A 22,229-nucleotide genomic window follows, 5' to 3' on the forward strand; every position below is an offset into this window, starting at 1 on the left:
CCAGCCCGCACCGGAACCCGGGGCCCCCAAGGCGGTGTACTACTACCACACCGACCACCTGGGCACCCCGCAGGCGCTGACCGACGAGCATGGCGCGCTGGCGCTGGAAATGGACTACCAGGCTTGGGGCCAGGCGCGCGAAGTCATCGCCGACGCCGCCTCAAAAGCCGGCATCCGCAACCCGTTCCGCTTCCAGGGGCAGTATCATGACGACGAGTCCGGGCTGCACTACAACCGCCATCGCTACTATGATCCGGAGATCGGGCGATTTATTTCGCGGGATCCGATTGGGCTAAAAGGCGGAATCAATATCTATGGTTATGCACTAAATCCCATAGTCTGGATGGACCCGTTAGGTTTGACGGGGAAACAGTTTACAGGGACGGTTTACCGGGCACTTACACCGAAGCAAAAGCAATGTGCATTAAAAAATCAAGATATATCCCCAAAGGACCCTAGCGCTAGTTATAGCCCTCAGGAACATGTGGAAAATGGAAAACTGCAAACACAGCTTATTTCAACAACTAAAAGTGAAAAAACAAGCGACTTTTATAATAAATGCAATTGTAAAATAAAAGTAGATCTGTCAAAGATACCTGATTGCGACATCATTGATGTTAGCAAGGGCCAAGGATTGACAGGAAAAGCTAAGCGGTTTGCCACTAAAGACCAAGAAGTATTAATAAGAAATGGCATTCCTAAGGGTTCGTACGAGGTTATAGAGTAAGGAGTATTTTTATGAGTGAACGGCTTGAGGCGATAAAAAAGAATTTAGATGATTTTTATGATAAATCTTTTGATTCGGATGATGTAGAGAGAGCTGAAAATAAAAGTATCAAAGAAGAGATAGTGGACCTGATAATTCATGCACATAAAAATAGGGATTATCAGCTTGTGAAGGAAAGTATTGATGTTTTGATTGAAAACACAGGATGCCAAGAGGATTTTGAAATTCTTGAAGAAATAGTTTCTCCTCTTCAATCTGCTGGGATTTTGTCGGACCCTGAACTGAATGACTTGGTTATAGGCTCGCCATTATCTAGATGGGCTTAGCTAGTATTATTTTTGATCAACATGTAAAGCCTACCAAGTCAGTATGGATTGGTAGGCTTTTATTTGGTCTGAGACGGAGTTTAATTTTACCGCCAGGCTGCCGTGGCCGCACACTCTCTCCAACCGCAGGTTCAAGCTGACCTGACAGACCAAGCAGACCCTGGCATACGACAAGGCCGGCCGCCTGTCCAGCCAGCGGCTGATGGGCGCCACGCAGTGGAGCCGCCAGTACCAGTACGACGCCGCCGACAATCGTAGCGGCCAGCTGAGTTACCGCTATGATCCGGTCGGCCGCCTGCTGGAAGCCGCCACCCCCAAGGGCGTGGAAAGCTTCCGCTTCGACCCCGCCGGCAACCTGCTGGACAACGCCCCGGCCGCCGACGGCCATCAGGACGACAGCCTGCTCGGCAACCTGCTCAGCCAGTACGCCGGCCGCCACTACCGCTACGACAGCCGCGGCAATCTGGTGGAGAAGCGCGTCAACGGCAGCCTCACCCGGCTGGAATGGGACAGCCACAACCGCCTGTCCCGCCTCATCGCACCGGACGGCCAACGCACCGACTACCATTACGACCCGCTGGGCCGCCGCATCGCCAAGATCAGCCAGGGCCAGGCTACGCTGTACGGCTGGGACGGCGACGTGCTGGCCTTCGAAACCCGCGACCAAGAAGCGGTGCACTACCTGTTCGAGCCGGACAGCTTCGTGCCGCTGGCCCAGGTACACACCGACGCCATTCGCGGCGTCAAGGTGCCGGCCTGGAGCCAGCACCACCCCTACGACCCGGACAAGGACCCGCTGCGCCAGGCCGCACCGGAACCGCAAACGCCGAAGGCGGTGTACTACTACCACACCGACCACCTGGGCACCCCGCAAGCGCTGACCGACGAGCAAGGCCAGCTTGCGCTGGAAATGGACTACCAGGCCTGGGGCCAGGCGCGCGAAGTGATCGCCGATGCCGCCTCAAAAGCCGGCATCCGCAACCCCTTCCGCTTCCGCTTCCAGGGGCAGTATCATGATGACGAGTCCGGGCTGCACTACAACCGCCATCGCTACTATGATCCTGAGATAGGACGGTTTATTTCGCGGGATCCGATTGGGTTGATGGGAGGGATAAATACACATAACTATGCACCTAACTCAATACAATGGGTTGATCCCCTAGGTCTGTGGGCAGCAGGTGCCAAGTACAAGTATAAATACGGCCCCAACGGTGAAATTAGAAGTGCCACTGCTAAAATTAGACCCGAGGATTTGAATACAGGCACAAAGACTAGCACCTCCTCTAGAGCATTCGCCCGTAGTTTAGGTTGCCCGCACGATGATGCTGGCCATGCCATTGCGAATAGACTAGGAGGTTCTGGTGGTGATGATGGAGTATTCCCCCAAGCTCTGGGCATTAACCGTGGCCAATATAGAACTCACGAAGCTCAAATTGCAGAAAAAGTTAAAGCTGGTGACAATGTAATTGTCAGAGTCGTTCCACAGTATGACAAGGGCTCCACTAGGCCTCATTCTGTTTTATACCAAACAAGAATAAATGGCAAAACCACTACGAGAGTCTTTGACAATCCTTTAAAATGTTGTTGCGGAGAAAAAAAATGACCCCCCAAGAAACCATAGGACAATATTTAAAAGAGATGCTCGACTGGGAAATAAGCTTCTACAAAGAACAGAGAAGTGAAGCTTATAAAACTGATCCCACTGAGCGTGAAAAATCAAAAAAGATGGCAAGAGAAAGACTGCGCATCATATTTGAGAAGTATGTCAAAGATGGCGAGCAAAATAAAATTGCCGACGCCGCTTTAACTACTATGGCGGTGGGTCGCCCCCCGGCTTACGAACAAACCATTATTGAAGAAATATCGTCTACACACAATTACGTCATAACAAAACAAAACAGTGGATTTGAAAATTTTTTCAGATATACTCTTCAAGAAAACAACTCAAAATGGTTGATTGAAAAATTACATTTCTCTACTGATGGAAAGAAATGGAAGCTTGCGGAATCACTTTAAGAGCGGTTATTTTCACTATCACCTCCTATCCTTCAAGCGCCTCTTATATTTAGAAAATGTTTCTGCTTAGGCTTCAGGGCAATTAAAACTTTGGTTAGCCAGACCACACTCTACGGCTGGAACGGCGACGTGCTGGCCTTCGAAACCCGCGATGAAGAAGCGGTGCATTACCTGTTCGAGCCGGACAGCTTTGTGCCCGCTGGCCCAGGTGGACACCGACGCCATCCGCGGCGTCAAGGTGCCGGCCTGGAGCCAGCCCCCCCCCCTACGACCCGGACAAGGACCCGCTGCGTCAGGCCGGTCCGGAGCCACAAGCGCCGAAGGCGGTCTACTACTACCACAACGACCACCTGGGCACCCCGCAAGCGCTGACCGACGAGCAAGGCCTGCTCGCGCTGGAAATGGACTACAAAGCCTGGGGCGAAGCGCGCGAAGTCATCGCCGACGCCGCCTCAAAAGCCGGCATCCGCAACCCCTTCCGCTTCCAGGGACAGTATCATGACGATGAGTCCGGGCTGCACTATAACCGTCATCGCTACTATGATCCGGAAATCGGGCGGTTTATTTCGCGGGATCCGATTGGACTATTTGGGGGCATTAATCTTTTTAGTTACGCACCTAATCCAATAGAGTGGCTAGACCCATGGGGGCTAAAAAAGAAGGGAGGCAGTTGTGCTCTCGACAAGAGCTTGGCGGGTATTAAAGGGGATAAAAAGCAAGCACAACACATCATCCCGCAAGAGGCTTGGAATAAAAATGAAGAGTTCTTCGACAACATTGGTATGTCTGGGATTCGCGATCATAGATCAAATGGAGTATTGATGCCTGATAGCGCGTCAGGGGCTAATGCCATGAATAGAAAATACTACCACAATGGATCACATAAAAATTACTCCGACTCAGTTTCAGCCGAAGTTGAGCAGGTTAGATTCAATTTTGATTCAGGTAATATTTCGGCAGCAGATGCAAGAATGAGAACTGGAAGAATACAAGAAAGACGAAGAAAAAAATGCGAACTCCTTTGACATCTGGACAATGCCCTGAACGTTTAAATTGAGGAAGGTATGAAAAAGTTCTACATCATGGCTATGAAAGAAGAGCCAGGTTGCCCATCTGGCTTCTTTTACGCATACCTCTTAAGCGAATTCAATAGTAACTCTTATAAAAGCGGATATGGGAAATTGCCTTGGTATGCTGGTCCAAAGAAATTTGGGGGAGGGCTTCCGCCATTTCCCGATAATTTATCATTGATTGTCGAAAATTCGACCTATGAATACGACATCAGGCGTGGATCCCCATACTTCTATGTTTTAAGCGAGCGAGTCGTTAATATTTTAGCTTCATTCAAAACCAGCTTTTCAGAAATAGCTCCAGTATCTTACCTAGATAATTCAGGAAAATTAATTCCAGGCAAGAGATATTTTGTTGGAAAAACAAAAAGAATAAGCAAAAAAAATATTATAGACATGAATCGTAGCAAGGTTGCAGGAGAGTTTGGTGAAATGTTTGAATCTATAAGATTCAAATCAGACTTGGATCTTGACTTGTTTGATGTTTTTGATGTTTCACCAAATCAATTCAGTCTAATTGTCTCTGAAGAACTAAAAAATGAAATGGAGAAGCAAGAAATAAAGGGGATCAATTTTCTTGATGTGGAGAATGTCATTCTTAACAGTCAAGAAGATATTGAAACTGATGACCGAAAATACGCTCCAATATAATGACCATTCACTTAAGAAATAAATCTCATCGAGAGAAATTCTTCCTGCGATCGAATTTCTCTCGATGAGTTACCCCATTTCTCCAGACAGTATGAGTACGACAAGCTAGGTAACCGCATCGCCACCGTCCGCCCGGACGGCCACCGCGTGGACGTGCTCAACTACGGCAGCGGCCACGTCCACGGCCTGCTATTCGGCCAACGCGACATCTTCAACCAGGAGCGCGACAAGCTGCACCGCGAAACCCAGCGCGTGCTGGGCAATGCGCTGCAACAGACCCTGGCCTACGACAAGGCCGGCCGTCTGTCCAGCCAGCGGCTGATGGGCGTCACGCAGTGGAGCCGACAGTACCAGTACGACGCCGCCGGCCAACTCGTCGGCATCGCCGACAGCCGCAGCGGCCAGCTGAGTTACCGCTATGATCCGGTCGGCCGCCTGCTGGAAGCCGCCACCCCCAAGGGCGTGGAAAGCTTCCGCTTCGACCCCGCCGGCAACCTGCTGGACAACGCCGCGGCCGCCGACGGCCATCAGGACAACAGCCTGCTCGGCAACCTGCTCAGCCAGTACGCCGGCCGCCACTACCGCTACGACAGCCGCGGCAATCTGGTGGAGAAACGCGTAAACGGCAGCCTGACCAAGCTGGAATGGGACAGCCACAACCGCCTGTCCCGCCTCACTGCGCCGGATGGACAGCGCACCGACTACCACTACGACCCGCTGGGCCGCCGCATCGCCAAGATCAGCCAGGGCCAGGCCACGCTGTACGGCTGGGACGGCGACGTGCTGGCCTTCGAAACCCGCGACGAAGCAGCAGTGCACTACCTGTTCGAGCCGGACAGCTTCGTGCCGCTGGCCCAGGTGCACACCGACGCCATCCGCGGCGTCAAGGTGCCGGCCTGGAGCCAGCACCACCCCTATGACCCGGACAAGGACCCGCTACGCCAGCCCGCGCCGGAACCCGAGGCCCCCAAGGCGGTGTACTACTACCACACCGACCACCTGGGCACCCCGCAAGCGCTGACCGACGAGCAAGGCCTGCTCGCGCTGGAAATGGACTACAAAGCCTGGGGCGAAGCGCGCGAAATCATCGCTGACGCCGCCTCAAAAGCCGGCATCCGCAACCCGTTCCGCTTCCAGGGGCAGTATCATGACGACGAGTCCGGGCTGCACTACAACCGCCATCGCTACTATGATCCAGAGATCGGACGGTTTATTTCACGCGATCCGATAAAGCACAATGGCGGAATAAACATATATGAATATGGCACAAATCCAATTGAATGGATCGACCCTCACGGACTCAGTTCGGCGAGCATCCTTAAGAAGATAGCGCAAATTAAAACGGGGCAAAGTGTAACAGCGTGCTCATATCAAGAAGCCAATGCCATTTTGTTTGGAGCCTTCCCTGACGCTCAAAAATCGGCAGGTGCTGCAGATAAAAGCGAGGAGAAGACAGCAAAAGACAAGGCTGCTTTTAAAGCCAACAGACAAAATGGAACAGGCAGAGCTTCGTATCACATGGACTATAAGACAAACCCAGCAACTGGCATTTTATATGGTCATGAAGGACTACCTGACGGACATCCTCACAAAACTATTCCACATATAAATATCGTCACCCCAGAAGGCAAGAAAACTGACATATTTATTGAAAAACCGAGCAGCTGCCCTTCAAGGTCAAAAAAGAAATGAATACTGAAGATTTAATGAAGCTAAAAAGCTTAGTTCACCAAAAATCTGGGATTTGGATTTCAGAAAAATACAAACATCCAAACGGCGAAGCTGTTAGCGAATTCTTCTTTAAAAGATTGAATCAAAAATATTACATTGGCCTTGATGATTATCTATTAAAATATGAAGATGCCACAGATTTATATTTTAAATATATCAGAGAAGAATTTGACGACTTCACAACTGCCACAGACTACGTCATAAATACGATAAAAATTCCAGAGAACAAATTAATAAAAAAATAGAGGACTAGCCGCGTTTTAAATCATTGCACATCCCGAGGCACGATACTCTGAAATAAAAATCTCCTACCTAGAGCTTTAATTCAAAGGAAAGTGCGCAGCAAGCCCCAAAGAAATATAAGTGCAAGTGGATTAAAAATTGGCAACCGATGTTATGCGCTCCCCAAATCAGATGCTCATCCCAGAGAGTTAAAGAGAATTATTCTAGAGATTGGTACTATCAATTCCTTTGAGGGCATTGAGCCTCCTGGCAAGTTGGTACTTAATGCTCAAACTGATGCCGGCCTCGTCACTATCGAAATGGATGATAATAGCCTCGAGATTCGAGTTCAGAAGGATTTAAAATGATTAGCTCTGCAGAGGAATTTATTTCGCTACGTGACAGCGAAAAAAAAGAAGAATATGACAGATCCGCACAGGAGGAAGCTCCTATTCACGTATGGATAGATATTATTAATCGATTCCCTGAGTATCAAAAATGGGTCGCACACAATAAAACAGTGCCCCTTGAAATTCTTGAAGAGCTCTGCAAATATGGGCCAGAAATAAGGCAATTTGTCGCCACTAAAAGAAAGTTATCTAAAGATTTGTTTTACGCGCTTGCAAAAGATCCAGATCCAACAGTGCGTCAATCCATTGCAGCCAATAAAAAAACGCCAATTGAATTATTAAATATTTTAACCAATGACAACGATGATGATGTAGCTCGGGTTGCACAATATAACATAAAAAATAAATAGCCCAATACAAAAGAAAAATAGCGGCATAATAACGGTGATAAGTATAAGAGAATTCTGGATTTTCAAATAATGACAAAAATACCACCAATCTATCCATATTTCAGCCCGTAGCCTCGGCCAGCGCGACATCTTCAACCTGGAGCGCGACAAGCTGCACCGCGAAACCCAGCGCGTGCTGGGCAACGCGCTGCAACAGCACCAGAGCTACGACAAGGCCGGCCGCCTGTCCAGCCAGCGGCTGATGGGCGCGACGCAGTGGAACCGACAGTACCAGTACGATGCCGCCGGCCAACTGACCGGCATCGCCGATAGCCGCAGCGGCGCCCTCAACTACCGTTACGATCCAGTAGGTCGCTTGCTGGAAGCCGCCACCCCCAAAGGCGTGGAAAGCTTCCGTTTCGACCCGGCCGGCAATCTGCTGGACAACGCCCCTGCCGCCGATGGCCATCAGGACAACAGCCTGATGGGCAACTTGCTGAGCCAGTACGCCGGCCGCCACTACCGCTACGACAGCCGCGGCAACCTGGTGGAGAAACGCGTCAACGGCAGCCTGACCAAGCTGGAATGGGACAGCCACAACCGCCTCTCCCGCCTCATCGCCCCGGGCGGCCAGCGCACCGACTACCATTACGACCCGCTGGGCCGCCGCATCGCCAAGATCAGCCAGGGACAGGCCACGCTGTACGGCTGGGACGGCGACGTGCTGGCCTTCGAAACCCGCGACGAAGCAGCAGTGCACTACCTGTTCGAGCCGGACAGCTTCGTGCCGCTGGCACAGGTGCACACCGACGCCATCCGCGGCGTCAAGGTGCCGGCCTGGAGCCAGCACAATCCCTACGACCCGGACAAGGACCCGCTGCGTCAGGCCGGACCTGAGCCACAAGCGCCGAAGGCGGTGTACTACTACCACACCGACCACCTGGGCACCCCGCAGGCGCTGACCGATGAGCATGGCGCGCTCGCGCTGGAAATGGACTACCAAGCTTGGGGCCAGGCGCGCGATGGTCTGTCCCATTCCCCGTGGACACTAACTTAAGGTGGATAATCCCCACCAAGGAGCAGTGTTCATGATCAAGACCAGACGTACTTTCCCGGAGGCCCTCAAGCGCGAAGCGGTTGAGCAGGTACTTGCCGGCACCCCGTTACGGCATGTTGCCCAAGCCTTCGACATTACCGAGTCGCTGCTGGGCAAGTGGAAGCGTCAGCTCCAAGACGCAGGACCCGATGCCTTCCCTGGCCGAGGCAAACAGACCGGTGAAGCCGCCGAGCTCAAGCGACTGCGGGATGAACTGGCCCGCGTTACCATGGAGCGCGATGTCCTAAAAAAGGCGCTCGCCATCTTCTCGCAACCCATGAAGTGAAATTCCGTGCGATTCAGGCGCTGTCGGACCGCTACCCGGTAGCCCCGATGTGCCAACTGTTTCGTGTGTCCCGCAGTGGCTACTATGCGTGGCTACACCGCCCACCTTCGGCGCGAGAGATGGCGAACCGACAACTACTACGTGAAATCCGGCTGGTGCATGCCGAGGTCAATGGTATTTATGGCCATCGGCGTATTCATGCCGAACTTCTTGCACAGGGCTTCGCCTGCGGGCGGCATCGCATCGCGGGCCTGATGCGGCGAAACGGTATCAGGGTTAGAACTCGTAAACATTGTCGACCCGTCAGTGGTGGTCAACACCTTCTACCCATGGCGCCTAATCTGCTGCAGCGACAATTTGCTGCTGGTGGCGACATCAATCAGCGTTGGGTGTCGGATATGACCTATATCCGGACCGGTGAAGGGTGGCTGTACCTGGCGGTGGTGCTCGACTTGTACTCCCGGGCGATAGTGGGCTGGGCCATGCATCATCGAATGCAGCAAGAACTGGTGCATGCTGCCCTGACGATGGCAGTGGCGCGCCGCCAGCCTTCAGGAGAGGTGATTCTGCATTCGGACCGCGGGAGTCAGTACTGTGCCTTTGACTACCAGGCATTGCTGAAACGGCACGGAATGGTACCGAGCCACTCCCGCACCGGGAACTGCTGGGATAATGCAGCGATGGAGAGCTTCTTCCGTTCATTGAAGTCGGAACGTGTTTATCTGACCCACTACCGGAGCTACGATGAGGCGCGTACGGATGTGTTTGATTACATCCGCTTTTACAATCACCAACGACGTCATTCAACCCTGGGGTATCTGACCCCGGTTGAATTCGAACGCCGCCGTTCAGAGCTTAGTGCTTAACCCTCTGTCCATGGGGAGTGGGACAGACCATGAGTTCGATCTGCTGTGCTACGCACTCGGTATCGAACACCGGTTGACCAAGCCGCGCAGTCCGCAGACAAACGGGATGGTTGAGCGCTTCAATGGCCGGATCAGCGATGTGCTGGCGACGCACCGCTGCGAATCCGGCAAAGATCTGGGCGAGACACTGCAGCGTTATGTCCTGCTCTACAATCAGCATTTGCCGCAATTGGCACTACAGCATCGGACACCGATCCAGGCTTGGCAAAAGCAGCGGCCTGATTTATTCAAAAAGCGCGTGAGCAATCGTCCGGGACTGGACATCTAGGATGGAGCGTGGAGTGGTCATCCCAACCATCACGCGCATGATGCAGCTGTCGGAAATTTTCGGCTGCTCAACAGCCGATTTGGTACAAGAAGCTAGCTATCGTCCAACAGATCAGGCCATGTATATAACCGATCTGCTGGCCAAACTGGCGGACGAAGATCGCACCATGCTGGTTGGAATGATCGAACAGCTTGCAGCTCGCCTGCAAAAAAAGCTAGCCCCCGTTCCGCAACGGCCACCAGACCGCCGAATCCGGCTTCGACGGCAGCGCCACCCGCTATGTCTACGACAAGGCCGGCCGGCTGAGCAGCCAGCGACTGATGGGCGCGACGCAGTGGAGCCGACAGTACCAGTACGACGCCGCCGGCCAACTGACCGGCATCGCCGACAGCCGCAACGGCCAACTGAATTACCGCTATGATCCGGTCGGCCGCCTGCTGCAAGCCGCCACCCCCAAGGGCGTGGAGAACTTCAATTTCGACCCGGCAGGCAATTTGCTGGACAACGCCCCTGCCGCCGACGGCCATCAGGACAACAGCCTGCTAGGCAACCTGCTGAGCCAGTACGCCGGCCGCCACTACCGCTACGACATGGAGAAGCGCGTCAACAGCAGCCTCACCAAGCTGGAATGGGACAGCCACAACCACCTCTCCCGCCTCATCGCCCCGGACGGCCAGCGCACCGACTACCACTACGCCCCGCAGGGACGCCGCATCGCCAAGATCAGCCAGGGCCAGGCCACGCTGTACGGCTGGGACGGCGACGTGCTGGTCATCGAACCCTGCGTCAAAGAAACGGTACGCTATCTATTCGAGCCAACAGCTGCGCACAAAGGGTTCCGCCTCGCAAGAAGAAATTGACAATGCCCTCCTCCAATTCCACCGCCCAAAAGCAAACAGGCCATGCCACTTTGAGGCATGACCCGCTTGTCGAGCATAAAGAACGAAATCAGCGTTCGACATCTGTTGCAACACTCGCCTCACCTGCGCTCGGCATGGCATGCATATGTGTTTTGGGCGCCGACTTTGCTCGTTCTCTTTGGCGCATCAGAAATTCAGTTGCCAATCCGGGCGGCGGGTTTTGATCAGGCCAACCGGCAAATGCTTGCCTTCCGAAGCCAAATTGCAAGATATGCTGAATTGCTTGCTGCCCTCCTTGCTAGCCATAATTTGCAGATAGGGTTCGCCTGCCTTCAGCTGTTCCGGCTTCACCGCTTGCCAGCCGCCTTTCGCCATGCGCTGGTAAGCGAGACAGTTATTGCCATCACAGCTATACGATAGATTGCCGGTCAGGCGCAGGAAATCGCGCAGCAACATATCCTTTTTGCCATCCAGATGAAAAACCCAGTTATAGGTTTCCTTCACGCCGGCATCTGAGTTTTTGGCAAAACGCGCATGCTCTTCAAAGTAGCTGCTCAATGCCCATTGCCCAGAAATCGGAATGGCTTTATCGATATCGGCGTAACGACTGATATCCTTCACTCCGGTCGAACTGCCCGGAATGTTTTCTTCCAGTTCCTTGGCGGCATCGGTTACCAGTTTCATCTTGAGAGCGGCTGCGCCGTTCTTCACGGAAAAATGCTTGTCGGCAGCCGATTGCGGCTGGCTGGCCATATAACGGGAAAAACTGTCGGAACAGTCGGCGATATGGCGCAACACTTCATTATCATCAGCGCGGGAGTTCGCGGATAGGCTGGCCAACGCCAGCAGCGGAAGAATTTTTTTCATTATTGCCAATTACAAAAAATGGAAAAGCAAGCATATTATATCATTAGTCATACGTCTTGCCCTCTGCTGGCGCAGGACATATGGCCGGCTCTCAGCTTTCAATGAACCAGGATGCGCACGGCAGAGTCCCGTTGGCTGCCAGCAGGCCGATCATTCCCTTGCTGAATGCGCGGATCAGAGAGCCATCCACCAAGATCAGAATGCCTGCCGCCTTAGCTGGGAATTCGACGATGCCGCAGCCGCGCGGCATATCAGGCAGGCATAATCACTGTATGACGGCGCCACTCAGTCTCCAGGAAACGCATCATATTGCGGCAGCGCATCGCTGATGGCATGCCAGGGCGCTTTGGATCCTCTGCCTAGCTTCGCACGCCACCCGCCTCAGCGAGTTTGACGCGGCCCGCATGGCGTTTTTGATATGACCGCGCGAGAAAGAACTCAATTGCGGACATCACTACAGAAAATTCCGATTTTCTCGATAAAAGTCCATCCATTCAATCTGGGACTCCCCCTGCAGCAGCACCTCCCGCTTGCCTACCGAGCATTGATCGCGGTTCGAGCCATCGAATTCGACGCAGCCCGCGGCTTGAGCGGTGCCAGAGCACAGGATGACGAAAACAGCGGCCTGCTTGCTCGTTGCGGAATTCCCTGGAAACGCTTAATGGTGGTTTTTGACATCACAGCTTCCGCTGATTCGAACCCGGTTGTTCTCATACCATTTGGCGATTTTTGCAATGCATTTCATGACCTGGTTTTCGGTTAATTCAAGATGGCGCCCCCCATGCCATCCGGATGAAAAAGGCGCTACGGCAAAGCATGCCACCATCTCGCCGCGCAAGGCGCGCCCTCTCTTTAGGGCGGCCTGCCGCGGCAAAGCGCGCCGGCTCCGGAAAAAGCAACTCGGCCAAAGGACGGCATCCGCCATCCGCAGGCTCGCTATGCTGCAGGCTTATGGGCCGTGGCAACGGCCCCTAACCAGCCCATGAGGATACAAGCCATGAACAATGCCATCGCCTGCGCCATCGCCGCGGCCGCCAGCTTGCTAGCTCTTGCCACCACCAGCCAGGCTGCGGAATGGCGGCTGGGCGACATCAAGTCTCAGGAGTGCCTGAAAAACTCCACGCTGATATCCAGTAGTATCAAGTATTGTCACAATTGCGTCGGCAAGCAGGGCAATCTCACTTCATGGACGTTCACGACAACCTGCGACGGCAAGCTGCAAACCCGACTTGCGCAATCCAAGATCAATTGCAACACTCCCGCTGGCCAAGCCAGCGAAACGGCGCAGAAAACCACTCACACCCAACAAGCCGCCGCCACCCTCCCCGGACCGGCGACCCCTTGCAAATAATCAGGACGCACTGGCTGCGGCCGCGCGACCAGACCCAACAAATGCGTGCGCCGCCCGGTCTACCCTCCCAGCATCCGAAACACCCATCCGCAGATCTAGGCCCCCCTCTCCATAAAATATCAAACCGCTAAAAAGGGACTTCGCCAGGATTATCAGCGACCGCAGATCGGACCTAGGTGACCGACAGCCACGATCAACTTCAAGCCCAGCGCGCCGCGCCGCCAGGCCAGCAAAGCGCCACCAAAAACGCGGCTCCCCTCAGCCTAGTCGGCACCATCCTGTTTCCGCTGGCAGGACTGCTGCATGCTGGCCGGAGCGGCCCGCCCCCGGCGGGTTCGCCCACGCCATTGGGACATATTCGCCGCAACGTGCCACCATCGCCGGGATAGGCCAACCCTGGCAACACGACCATAACGCCGCGCTGAAAATCACTCGCCGCCCGGCTCACACCAGGCGGCTGCCGTTCGGCCGCGGCAATGGAAGCTCCGCAGGAGCGGCATGGCGGGCTGCGTCGCAAGCACCGGTGACCTGCGCCTCGAAACATACGCCAGACAACCATTTGGGCGGGAAATTGCAAACACGCAACACCCGCTTGCCTATCCGCCGCGAACGCATGCTCCCAGCCGTGCCTTCAATCACCAACTCCCCGCAGCCCAAAGCTGGCCACGTGGGCCCATATGATTTGTTTAGAAAAAACCAAGCAGTAGATTATCCGAAAAGGGGAAAACCTAGTAAAAAGGCCAGGTATAGACCGTTCAAAACCGCTGAGAAATGACAAGAACCTAATAAAAACAACGTGGCTGCCTATATCATTTCGGCTCGGCCATCTTGCCGAGCACGCCCTATTCTTCAAGGCTGCGTTGGCAGCTCAGCTTATCTGGAGTCCTTTCTGCACCTGATTGATTGTAACGACGACTGCGTTTTGGCCTCAAAGCAGGAAATCATTGGCACAATCAAGATGCAATCATATCTCGCCTGCCAAATAAATTTGACAAGCTTTTAAAAAAGGCGAAATATAAAACCACCTCACAAGAATACCACCCAGAAAATACTCAAACGGCAAATCCTGGCGTTTCGCCCTTGACGTTCGGATGTCTAGATATGGACAAGGTCTTGGCCTATTTATCACAATCGACCTGCCATTCAAATTGATCATCGATCAATCACACACCACAGCAAAAAGCGCATACTGCTTTTCCCCACCCATAAAAATTGCGAAAAATAGCAATAATCACAGAGATTTCAATCAAATAAAAATTCTTACAAACACCCCAGCAGCGCGTAGCCTTATACGAGAATAGACTCACCGAAAAGCAAGCCTCTATTTAACCAACCAATTCAATCTACAACATCAATCATATAAGCCACACGCACCATAAAAACAGATTGCCACAAACCCATAAACTTGCAGATTGAAATAAAAAATGAACAATTAACATGGGGGCTGAATGATTGAAAGGATCCCCCATGCGCCGGTTAGATGAAGAAGCAAAAATATCCTCCACGGAGAAAATCGACGACCCTTGCAAAACATGGCCAATACAAGCCAGACTAAAACTTGCCGATTCTCTTTTCCGCAGCCACAGCGAAGGCGTATGCATCACTGACAACCAGCAGAAGATACTACAGGCAAGCCAGACCTTATGCCGAATAACGGGATACAGTCTTACCCAGATAGCAGGCAAAAGACCTAATCTATTTTCTTCCGGCATCCATGACAAAGCCTTTTTCGACTCGGTGTGGGAATCCATCAACAAAAATGGCCAATGGCAAGGCGAAATGTGGAATAGAAATAAAGAAGGTTCTTTATACGCCATCAGACTCAATATTTCTGCTGTTCATGACGCTCAGCATGAAGTATCCCACTACATAGGAATCATGAGTGACATCACGCAACAAAAAATTGACTTGGCCGCAATAACCAAAAGCGCTCACATCGATACATTAACGGGGCTACCCAATCGCCTACTGTTCACCGACAGACTGATTCAGGCAATCTCTCAAGCAGACCGGAATAAAACTTTCCTCGCAGTCTGCTTTATGGACTTGGATAACTTTAAAGCGATAAACGACATGCACGGCCATCAATGTGGCGATGCCGTTTTAAAAGAGCTCGCCATTCGACTAGACTCTACCATCAGGGCTGGCGACACCGCTGCCAGACTTGGCGGAGATGAATTCATCTTATTGCTTATGGGCCTGAAAAAAAGCTCAGAATACGCGATGATTCTAAAAAGAATAGTACGCTCGATATGCCAACCCATTACACTGCCCAGCAGCGTCATTTTTCCGACTGCCAGTATTGGCATCGCCATTTACCCTGCAGATGCAAATACTCCAAACAATCTTGTGGCGCTGGCAGACTCCGCTATGTATCGAGCGAAGGCGCAGGGCGGAAATCGCGTGATCTATCATCACAAAAAAATCGCTTAGCACGCTAGCGCGACAAGCGGCATGGCAACCATGCCACCAGAAGAAAGCGCTCAAAACGAGGCACAATCTACCTATCAAGAGATATTTTGGAAGGAGTACCCAATGCGAATTTATCATATTGCGTGCGAGCGTGGTTCAACTGGATTATTCCTGGGCTGGTCCGTTCATACTGCTGAGAATATATTAGCCTCATCCATTTATCCACGATATGACATGGCCGAAAGTGAAAGCCAACGGCTGGAAGAAGCATATGGCACGCCTGCGATAGGCTTCACGCTCCTCAATGGCAATCAAATCCTGAAGAAATACTGCCACTGAATACCAGACGAAGAGAGCCCCACTCAATCCAAACCGGTTTTGGCCGCCCAACTGCCAGGCTTATACATGGCCACTTTGCCAAGAGGAGCAACCCAATGGGCGCGAGCGATTCATGCCATCGCGACGGCGCCTGTGCAGATGCGCACGCCTGCGAAAGCGGATGGCTGGCTTCGGACAGACCGGGCCGCCCCAGGCCTGCAGGAAAATAGTCTTGACAAATCAGAAAATTACCAGCATAATTTTCTGCTATTGTTTCATGTTGTAGCGCTCGCACGAGCCGTCACGCTCCTCTTCTCAAGCCCAGCCTCAGTTTTCCAGTAAATCAGCCGTTGGCACGCGAAGGTTGTTGTCACAAGCCTAGCCAGCAAACCGTTTCACGCCGCACAGCGCCAGCGCTCTGAATTTTGACGGCGATGAAATCCATTGCCTCGCAGCCCCCCACGACATCCGGGCACAACTCATGAAAATATCGCAAAGCGTCCTTGCCGTTAGGACTCGTTTTACCCATTCCACGCCATGCTATTGGCATGGAAAGCAGAAAGTAAACCATGAAAATTCAGGAACTGAAACAGGGTGACCTGATCACCCAGCACATCGACAATCTGGTTGTATCGTTCGAAGTTTTGTCTATCCAGCAGATCGGCCGCCGCTTCCAGATAACATTCAGCTCGGCCTCCGGCATCGCCACCGCCAGCTATCAGGCCGATGCGTTGATCACCACCATCTGACCAAGCCTACGCTGGCACCGACAACCGCTCTCCGCCAGCGCAAGCTGCCACAACTACGCCCATGGCGCGCTATATCCGGCATCGACAGATGAATCACGCCGCCCATCGCCTGCCGGCCAACGCAGGCAATCACCTCACGGCCACCCGCCCCTCCCATAAGCATCAAGTTGCCTGGCGAAGATTTACCTCCTAGCCAGGGCTATCAAAATTGCCTCTCCGCTTTTCATTAAAATTCATTTGTCATAAAGTCGGCTTTGCCTTAACTTGCCAGAGCCTTCAGGCAAACCAATCCTTCTGGAGATCGTGATGAATTTGAAAACCTTCAAAGCATTGCTTGCAGCCATCTCTCTAACTATCGCATCCACCGCCAGCGATGCCGCTCCCATCGTCACCCTTTCTGGCCCGCTGGCCCTGCAAACCAGCAATGGCCACTACCTGACCGCAGTGAACGGCGGCGGCTTGGGCGGCCCCAACAACGGCCCGAGCGCAGTCGCACTGCATTCCGACGCCAAAACCAAGGGCGGATGGGAAACGCTCTATCTGGTGCAACTGCCCAATGGCCGCGTCGCATTCCGCACCACCGCCGGCTACTATCTGACTGCGGTGAACGGCGGCGGCGTGGGCGGCCCCAACACCAGTGCCAGCCCTTTTCATACCGACGCCACCTGGGCAAGCACTTGGGAACGCTTCCAACTGGAGTTTGATCCGGCTAGCAACACTTACGCGCTGAAAACCGCCAATGGCAACTACGTCACCTTCGTCAATAATGGTGGCATCGGCGGCGCCAATAATGTCCCTGTCCATAGCGATGCCCGCACAGCCAATGATTGGGAATCGTTCACGCTGGTGCCATTGAGCAATTAAACCGGCAAACTCCACTCCGCATGCCGGGTAGGATGCGTCGCCCGCCACGGGACGCATCCCAGCCTCCTTCCCCGCCTGCCTGTCCGCCCGCCGTTAAGTGACAAAGTAAAAATAAATACCACAGAGGTTGACATGTGAATTTCCTAATCGAATATTGAATGTCCGCTCCGCTTTGGCCGTTGCCTTCACCAGCGCCGCGCCAACAGCCACAAAGGATGCCGCGACGATAAACAGCATCTCCCCATCATTGCCCGCCGCAGCCGCGCGGACAGACAATTCAAGCCTCGATAGCCAGCTGGAGCAACAGATACAACAACTGGAACAGCAACTGCAGAATGGCGGCTAGGGCGGGTCCCAAAGCTCGCAGGAAAGTCAGCAAAAACAAGCGAACCGGATAGAACAGGAAATTGCCCAACTTGAGGCCCAGCTTGCCCAACTCCAAACAGCAAGAGGCACGCTCAAGCACAAGCGACGGCCGCAGCCCGGCAAGCCGGCAACGCAATCCGCGAGGCGCGATAGACGACTACGCCTGAGTCGCCGCCACTCCCCGCGCTCCCCCCCAATGCGCCCAGCCTGCCGGCATCCGCCGCCGGCCCGTCATTGCACGCCGCCGCATCGCCATGGTATAAATCCGCGTCGGAAAAGGCAGACTTGGTCTGGTAGGCCCAAGTCCTTTCGGTAACGAAAGCTCTGGTCTTTGGCCTCGCGCACAAGATCCCCGCGACGAACAGCAGACGCTACAAGCGTCCCGTCGTTCGTCCGTGCGGGTCTCAAAGTGGGGAACGCTCCGGTCGAACATCGACAATGGAGCTCCTCATGCGCAATCATCATCCCACCCCTTACGACGTCATCATCGCCGGCGCCGGCCCAGTTGGACTCTTTCTTGCTTGCGAACTTCGCCTCTTCGGCCTTTCGGTTCTGGTGCTAGAGCAGGCTGCGGATTCACACTCCCCTCTAAAGCGCCTTCAGTTTGGCATGCGCGGTCTGTCGGTGCCCACCCTTGAAGCCCTGCATCGCCGCAGCCTGCTGGACGAAATCATCGCCGCGACTCAGGCCAACGATGCAGCCAAGCAAACAAAGGCAAGCGCCCATTGGATGCAGCAACCGCGCCGCGCTGCCGGACATTTCGCCGGCATACCGTTCCATCTCGATGACATCGACACCTCGAATTGGCCTTTCCATTTGCCTGGCCCCGCCGACACTCCGATGGCAATCACATTGGAGGTCTTCGAAACGGTCTTGGCACGCCGTGCTTCCGCCATGGGGGCGACGATTCTGCGCGGCGTCGGTGTCGATGGCTATCTTGTTTCAGACGACGAGGTCACGGTTCACGCCGACGGCACGGTTTTTAACGGAAGCTGGCTCATCGGCTGCGATGGCGGCCGCAGCCAGGTTCGCAAGGCTGGCGGCTTCGAATTCCTTGGCACCGCTCCCGAGTTCACCGGCTACTCCGTGGACGCGGCATTAGCAGAGCCGCACACGCTTCAACCCGGCCGGCACTATACGCCAACCGGCATGTACACCTATGCCAAGCCCGGCGTGATCGCCATGGTTGAATTCGACGGCGGCGCTTGCCATCGAACGCAAGCTCTCACTCAGGAACACATGCAAGCCGTACTGCGCCGCGTGTCCGGTGCCGATGCGACCCTGGCCGATATTCGGCTTGCCACTACCTGGACCGATCGCGCTTATCAGGCAAGCGCATATCGCCGGGGGCGCGTGCTGCTTGCCGGCGACGCCGCGCACATCCACTCCCCCCTGGGCGGCCAGGGGCTGAATTTAGGGATAGGCGACGCGATCAACCTGGGCTGGAAGCTGGCCGCGACGATGCGCGGGGACGCGCCGGCCGGACTGCTGGACAGTTATCAGCAAGAGCGGCACCCAATCGGCGCCCGCGTGCTCGATTGGTCCCGCGCGCAGGTGGCGCTGATGCGCCCCACGCCAAGCACGCGCGCGCTCGCAGCCATCATCGGCGATTTGATCGAAACCCGAGATGGCGCGACCTATTTTGCAGAGCGGGTATGGGGACTGTCCCTGCGCTACGACATGGCAAGCCAGCATCCGCTGGCAGGCCGCAGCGTGCCGGACTTCGAGTTTGACGACGGGACGAAGGCCGGCCGCCTGTTGCGCAATGGCCGGGGCTTGCTGCTGCATTTCGACGCAGCTGCGCCCCTTCTAAACTGGATGAAGCGCTGGCAAGGACGCGTCGACTATGTCACGGCCACGGTCAAAAACAATCTTGGCCTGCGCGCCGTTCTGGTTCGGCCCGACGGATTTGTAGCCTGGGCCAGCGAGACCTCGCCCGATGCAGAGGAGATTACGCCCATCTTGGCGCAATGGTTTGGCGAACCGAAAGAATCAAGCGATCACCCGTAGGGTGCGCCACCCCGCAGGGGCGACGCACCGCCTGTCCGGCCGAATCAACACTTGCGAGAATGGGAAATAAAAGGCGCGTCGCCCCGCTGGGGGGGACGCGCCCTACCTGGCCGGCCATGGCCAAATGGCAGCAGCCCCAAATAGAAAAGCCGCCAGCGCAGATGCCGGCGGCTTTTGCTTTCAACTCATCGAGGCTCGCTCAGGGGCTGATCGCAAAGAACACGAAAGAGGCGAAGATCACCAGATGCACGATGCCCTGCAAAATGGTGGTGCGCCCTACCGATAGCGACAAGGAGCATGCCACCAGCGTCAGCAACAGGAAGATGGTTTCCTTGATTTCCAAACCCAGGATCAGCGGCTCGCCCCGGAACACGAAAATCATCGCCACCGTCGGAATGGTCAGGCCGATGGAAGCCAGCGCCGAACCCAAAGCCAGGTTCAGGCTGGTCTGCACCCGATCCGCCCGCGCCGCGTTGGCGGCGGCCAGCCCCTCCGGCAACAGCACCAGGGCGGCAATGATGATGCCCACCACCGCCGCCGGCGCGCCGGCGTTCACCACAAAGCTTTCAATCGACGGCGACAGCAGCTTGGCCAGGGTCACCACCGCCACCAGGCAAATCAGCAGCATCGCCACGGCCAGCATGGCCACCTTGTTGGACGGCGGCGGCGCGTGCTCGTCCTCGTCATGACTGCCTTCCACCAGGAAATAATCGCGGTGGCGAATGGTTTGCACAAACACGAAAGCGCCATACAGCACCAGCGACACCACGCCGGTGAACGCCAGCTGCGACGACGACAGCAACGGCCCCGGCTGGCTGGTGCCGTAGTTGGGCAGCACCAGCGCCAGCACCGAAATCGCCGCCAGCACCGTCAACGCCGCCTTGGCGCCGCTAAGCTGGAAGTTCTGCTCGCGATGGCGCAAGCCGCCCAGCAGCAGGCAAATGCCCAGAATGCCGTTGCAGGTGATCATGATGGCGGAAAAAATGGTGTCCCGCGCCAGCGCCAGCTTCTCCTCGCCTCCGCCCAGCATGAAGGAAATGATCAGCGCCACCTCAATCACCGTCACCGCCAGCGCCAGGATCAGCGTGCCGAAAGGCTCGCCCACCTTATGCGCCACCACCTCGGCATGGTGCACGGCGGCGAATACCGTTCCCGCCAGCAACACCGCCAGCAGCGTCAGATAGGAAGCATGCCCACCGGCCGCCGAAGACGCGGCGATGGCGGCCCAGGCCAATACAGGGGTGACAATGGTCCAGCGCGGAATCGTGTTGTGAATCAATGGATTTTCCTTATTGTTGACGAACGGCCGCAGGCCCCGCCCAGCAAAGGCCTGGCCGGGACAAGGCGGACAACCGTTCAGGGAAAGCAATCGAGAAACCAGCATGGAGGCTGCACTAGCCACAGCATAGCAGCATTAAGTAAATAGACCACGACACGGCCAATGGGTTCAGGCTTTGTAAACAAACGGTGCGTTGCTCCGGCATCTACCATGCCTCACCCATTCGCAAGCTCATCCACTCGGCCAATGGTAGGGTGCGTCACCCGCAAGGGCGACGCACCGCCGATATATCTTGCCGAATCAATATTTGAGAGATATGGAAACAAACGGTGCGTCGTACCGCCTGGGGAGGTGGTGACGCACCCTATGTTACTCATCCGCCACGCGCAGGCTCATCCGCTCGGCCAGCCGCAGATGGCAAGCGGCGGCCAGTTTCACCAGCTCGGTATCGGTCGCCGGCATGCCGTCCGGCACGGCGATCAACTCGGCTAAGCCGTCCAATGTAGAAACAGCGCTGTTCAGGCCCATCATGCGGCCGAGCGGGTGTTTCTGGCGATTATGGCGCTCATAGTCCAGCGTCACCAGCCAGCGGCTATGCTGCCAGCACGCCTCGCCATTCTCCAACACTGCATCCAGCACCGCCCGACTCACCTGCCGCGCCGCCTCCGCCGCCAGCGCCAAGGCCTGCTCCAACTGATCTGCCGTCAACGCCTCCTCGCCCTCCCGCCACAAAGTTGGCAGCAACTCCTCCTCCAACCAACGCCGAAACCGCCGCGCCGCCGGCTTGCGATAGCGCCGAATCGCCATGGCCACGCCGGTTTCGGACAGGCACACCACATCCTCCACGCCTACCGGCAGGGTGCGGACTTCTTCTCTGTTGAGTTTGCTGAGCAGCGCCGCTGTACTGCGGCATTTGATCGCCGCCGCGACGTCATCGGCGAAGAACCACAGGCCGTTGTGGCGATGCAGAAGGCGGATAGTGTGCGTAAGGAAGGGAAAAGACAGCAGCCCAGGCTGCATGGGAGAGTGCGCCAACTGGGTCATGGCTAGAACTCCATCAAGATTGTGAAGCGCTGCGAAGCAGCGCGCCGATCC

The 22,229-nt window shown here is 54.9% G+C and carries 23 protein-coding genes and 2 pseudogenes; 21 read left to right on the top strand and 4 right to left on the bottom strand.

The features are described from left to right. From MY55_RS21055 to MY55_RS21095, 14 genes and pseudogenes are all read left to right on the top strand, one after another. Positions 1 to 727: RHS repeat-associated core domain-containing protein (locus MY55_RS21055; protein ID WP_208856069.1), on the top strand; the 727-nt coding region annotated here is incomplete at its 5' end. Positions 728 to 738: 11 nt separating this feature from the next. Continuing rightward, complete coding sequence (locus MY55_RS23910; protein ID WP_139795181.1) at positions 739 to 1,053, top strand: hypothetical protein; 315 nt, start codon at positions 739 to 741, stop codon at positions 1,051 to 1,053. A 202-nt stretch (positions 1,054 to 1,255) separates the two neighbouring features. Then, positions 1,256 to 2,656: an RHS repeat-associated core domain-containing protein gene (locus tag MY55_RS21065; RefSeq protein ID WP_065202969.1), complete on the top strand. Its 1,401-nt coding sequence runs from the start codon at positions 1,256 to 1,258 to the stop codon at positions 2,654 to 2,656. Next, positions 2,653 to 3,069 (top strand): NTF2 fold immunity protein, encoded by a 417-nt coding sequence (locus tag MY55_RS22930; RefSeq protein WP_157889401.1) that lies wholly within the window; start codon positions 2,653 to 2,655, stop codon positions 3,067 to 3,069. Before MY55_RS21065 ends, MY55_RS22930 begins: the two co-directional genes overlap by 4 nt. Positions 3,070 to 3,356: 287 nt before the next feature. After that, positions 3,357 to 4,094 (top strand): RHS repeat-associated core domain-containing protein, encoded by a 738-nt coding sequence (locus MY55_RS22935; protein ID WP_279625469.1) that lies wholly within the window; start codon positions 3,357 to 3,359, stop codon positions 4,092 to 4,094. A 39-nt stretch (positions 4,095 to 4,133) separates the two neighbouring features. Next, a complete protein-coding gene (locus MY55_RS23915) occupies positions 4,134 to 4,790 on the top strand; it encodes an Imm43 family immunity protein (RefSeq protein WP_157889402.1) in 657 nt (218 codons plus the stop codon). A 147-nt stretch (positions 4,791 to 4,937) separates the two neighbouring features. Then, entirely contained in the window at positions 4,938 to 6,482 is a 1,545-nt protein-coding gene (locus tag MY55_RS21070; RefSeq protein WP_065202970.1) for an RHS repeat-associated core domain-containing protein, read from the top strand. After that, positions 6,479 to 6,766: a hypothetical protein gene (locus MY55_RS23920; protein WP_155419475.1), complete on the top strand. Its 288-nt coding sequence runs from the start codon at positions 6,479 to 6,481 to the stop codon at positions 6,764 to 6,766. The genes MY55_RS21070 and MY55_RS23920 overlap by 4 nt, the downstream gene beginning before the upstream one ends. A 341-nt stretch (positions 6,767 to 7,107) precedes the next feature. Continuing rightward, on the top strand, positions 7,108 to 7,503 hold the full coding sequence (locus MY55_RS22940) for a hypothetical protein (protein WP_081284770.1): 396 nt from the start codon (positions 7,108 to 7,110) through the stop codon (positions 7,501 to 7,503). Positions 7,504 to 7,675: 172 nt separating this feature from the next. Next, positions 7,676 to 8,539, top strand: a complete 864-nt coding sequence (locus tag MY55_RS21075; RefSeq protein ID WP_053006899.1) for an RHS domain-containing protein — start codon at positions 7,676 to 7,678, stop codon at positions 8,537 to 8,539. A 31-nt stretch (positions 8,540 to 8,570) separates the two neighbouring features. After that, positions 8,571 to 8,864: a transposase gene (locus MY55_RS21080; RefSeq protein WP_043580908.1), complete on the top strand. Its 294-nt coding sequence runs from the start codon at positions 8,571 to 8,573 to the stop codon at positions 8,862 to 8,864. Beyond that, positions 8,861 to 9,730, top strand: a complete 870-nt coding sequence (locus MY55_RS21085) for an IS3 family transposase (protein WP_065202971.1) — start codon at positions 8,861 to 8,863, stop codon at positions 9,728 to 9,730. The genes MY55_RS21080 and MY55_RS21085 overlap by 4 nt, the downstream gene beginning before the upstream one ends. 25 nt (positions 9,731 to 9,755) lie before the next feature. Beyond that, positions 9,756 to 10,058, top strand: a pseudogene (locus MY55_RS21090) (integrase core domain-containing protein); the annotation flags it as partial. A gap of 281 nt (positions 10,059 to 10,339) precedes the next feature. Continuing rightward, positions 10,340 to 10,918: pseudogene (locus MY55_RS21095) on the top strand (RHS repeat domain-containing protein); the annotation flags it as partial. Positions 10,919 to 11,104: 186 nt separating this feature from the next. Here the strand turns inward: MY55_RS21095 and MY55_RS21100 are convergent. Beyond that, entirely contained in the window at positions 11,105 to 11,785 is a 681-nt protein-coding gene (locus MY55_RS21100) for a hypothetical protein (RefSeq protein ID WP_043581535.1), read from the bottom strand. Between the two features lie 418 nt (positions 11,786 to 12,203). Between MY55_RS21100 and MY55_RS23930 the strand changes: the two genes are divergently transcribed. From MY55_RS23930 to MY55_RS21120, 6 genes are all read left to right on the top strand, one after another. Then, on the top strand, positions 12,204 to 12,548 hold the full coding sequence (locus tag MY55_RS23930) for a hypothetical protein (protein ID WP_152680443.1): 345 nt from the start codon (positions 12,204 to 12,206) through the stop codon (positions 12,546 to 12,548). Between the two features lie 234 nt (positions 12,549 to 12,782). Next, a complete protein-coding gene (locus MY55_RS21105; protein WP_047238371.1) occupies positions 12,783 to 13,136 on the top strand; it encodes a hypothetical protein in 354 nt (117 codons plus the stop codon). Positions 13,137 to 14,603: 1,467 nt separating this feature from the next. Next, on the top strand, positions 14,604 to 15,569 hold the full coding sequence (locus MY55_RS22945; protein ID WP_081284771.1) for a diguanylate cyclase domain-containing protein: 966 nt from the start codon (positions 14,604 to 14,606) through the stop codon (positions 15,567 to 15,569). A gap of 21 nt (positions 15,570 to 15,590) precedes the next feature. After that, positions 15,591 to 15,887: a hypothetical protein gene (locus MY55_RS23935; RefSeq protein ID WP_146008297.1), complete on the top strand. Its 297-nt coding sequence runs from the start codon at positions 15,591 to 15,593 to the stop codon at positions 15,885 to 15,887. 548 nt (positions 15,888 to 16,435) lie between these two features. Next, the gene (locus MY55_RS21115) at positions 16,436 to 16,615 is read left to right on the top strand and encodes a hypothetical protein (protein ID WP_043581539.1); all 180 of its coding nucleotides are present in this window, start codon (positions 16,436 to 16,438) and stop codon (positions 16,613 to 16,615) included. 306 nt (positions 16,616 to 16,921) lie between these two features. Further along, positions 16,922 to 17,479 carry a fascin domain-containing protein gene (locus MY55_RS21120; protein WP_052941412.1) on the top strand — a complete coding sequence of 186 codons (558 nt, stop codon included), beginning with the start codon at positions 16,922 to 16,924 and terminating at the stop codon, positions 17,477 to 17,479. 93 nt (positions 17,480 to 17,572) lie between these two features. On the opposite strand, the gene MY55_RS23940 is transcribed toward MY55_RS21120, so the two are convergent. Further along, positions 17,573 to 17,716 carry a hypothetical protein gene (locus tag MY55_RS23940; protein WP_155294760.1) on the bottom strand — a complete coding sequence of 48 codons (144 nt, stop codon included), beginning with the start codon at positions 17,714 to 17,716 and terminating at the stop codon, positions 17,573 to 17,575. Between the two features lie 579 nt (positions 17,717 to 18,295). Here MY55_RS23940 and MY55_RS21125 point away from each other — a divergent pair. Continuing rightward, positions 18,296 to 19,855: an FAD-dependent monooxygenase gene (locus tag MY55_RS21125; protein ID WP_065202979.1), complete on the top strand. Its 1,560-nt coding sequence runs from the start codon at positions 18,296 to 18,298 to the stop codon at positions 19,853 to 19,855. A 199-nt stretch (positions 19,856 to 20,054) separates the two neighbouring features. Here the strand turns inward: MY55_RS21125 and MY55_RS21130 are convergent, their stop codons facing one another. Both MY55_RS21130 and MY55_RS21135 read right to left on the bottom strand, forming a co-directional pair. Beyond that, complete coding sequence (locus MY55_RS21130; protein ID WP_099049678.1) at positions 20,055 to 21,134, bottom strand: calcium:cation antiporter; 1,080 nt, start codon at positions 21,132 to 21,134, stop codon at positions 20,055 to 20,057. 369 nt (positions 21,135 to 21,503) lie between these two features. Further along, positions 21,504 to 22,178, bottom strand: coding sequence for a BRO-N domain-containing protein (locus tag MY55_RS21135; RefSeq protein ID WP_065202972.1), 675 nt, complete (start codon positions 22,176 to 22,178; stop codon positions 21,504 to 21,506). Positions 22,179 to 22,229 lie beyond the last annotated feature (51 nt).

This window comes from Chromobacterium subtsugae, from assembly GCF_001676875.1.
GTDB classification, from domain to species: domain Bacteria; phylum Pseudomonadota; class Gammaproteobacteria; order Burkholderiales; family Chromobacteriaceae; genus Chromobacterium; species Chromobacterium subtsugae.

What these genes read in the sequence shown, in the direction of transcription:
- MY55_RS23910 (WP_139795181.1), top strand. Translation starts at nt 739, where the DNA reads ATGAGTGAACGGCTTGAGGCGATAAAAAAGAATTTAGATGATTTTTAT.
- MY55_RS21065 (WP_065202969.1), top strand. Translation starts at nt 1,256, where the DNA reads ATGGGCGCCACGCAGTGGAGCCGCCAGTACCAGTACGACGCCGCCGAC.
- MY55_RS22930 (WP_157889401.1), top strand. Translation starts at nt 2,653, where the DNA reads ATGACCCCCCAAGAAACCATAGGACAATATTTAAAAGAGATGCTCGAC.
- MY55_RS23915 (WP_157889402.1), top strand. Translation starts at nt 4,134, where the DNA reads ATGAAAAAGTTCTACATCATGGCTATGAAAGAAGAGCCAGGTTGCCCA.
- MY55_RS23920 (WP_155419475.1), top strand. Translation starts at nt 6,479, where the DNA reads ATGAATACTGAAGATTTAATGAAGCTAAAAAGCTTAGTTCACCAAAAA.
- MY55_RS22940 (WP_081284770.1), top strand. Translation starts at nt 7,108, where the DNA reads ATGATTAGCTCTGCAGAGGAATTTATTTCGCTACGTGACAGCGAAAAA.
- MY55_RS21080 (WP_043580908.1), top strand. Translation starts at nt 8,571, where the DNA reads ATGATCAAGACCAGACGTACTTTCCCGGAGGCCCTCAAGCGCGAAGCG.
- MY55_RS21100 (WP_043581535.1), bottom strand. Translation starts at nt 11,785, where the DNA reads ATGAAAAAAATTCTTCCGCTGCTGGCGTTGGCCAGCCTATCCGCGAAC.
- MY55_RS23930 (WP_152680443.1), top strand. Translation starts at nt 12,204, where the DNA reads ATGACCGCGCGAGAAAGAACTCAATTGCGGACATCACTACAGAAAATT.
- MY55_RS21105 (WP_047238371.1), top strand. Translation starts at nt 12,783, where the DNA reads ATGAACAATGCCATCGCCTGCGCCATCGCCGCGGCCGCCAGCTTGCTA.
- MY55_RS22945 (WP_081284771.1), top strand. Translation starts at nt 14,604, where the DNA reads ATGCGCCGGTTAGATGAAGAAGCAAAAATATCCTCCACGGAGAAAATC.
- MY55_RS23935 (WP_146008297.1), top strand. Translation starts at nt 15,591, where the DNA reads ATGGCAACCATGCCACCAGAAGAAAGCGCTCAAAACGAGGCACAATCT.
- MY55_RS21115 (WP_043581539.1), top strand. Translation starts at nt 16,436, where the DNA reads ATGAAAATTCAGGAACTGAAACAGGGTGACCTGATCACCCAGCACATC.
- MY55_RS21120 (WP_052941412.1), top strand. Translation starts at nt 16,922, where the DNA reads ATGAATTTGAAAACCTTCAAAGCATTGCTTGCAGCCATCTCTCTAACT.
- MY55_RS23940 (WP_155294760.1), bottom strand. Translation starts at nt 17,716, where the DNA reads ATGCTGTTTATCGTCGCGGCATCCTTTGTGGCTGTTGGCGCGGCGCTG.
- MY55_RS21125 (WP_065202979.1), top strand. Translation starts at nt 18,296, where the DNA reads ATGCGCAATCATCATCCCACCCCTTACGACGTCATCATCGCCGGCGCC.
- MY55_RS21135 (WP_065202972.1), bottom strand. Translation starts at nt 22,178, where the DNA reads ATGACCCAGTTGGCGCACTCTCCCATGCAGCCTGGGCTGCTGTCTTTT.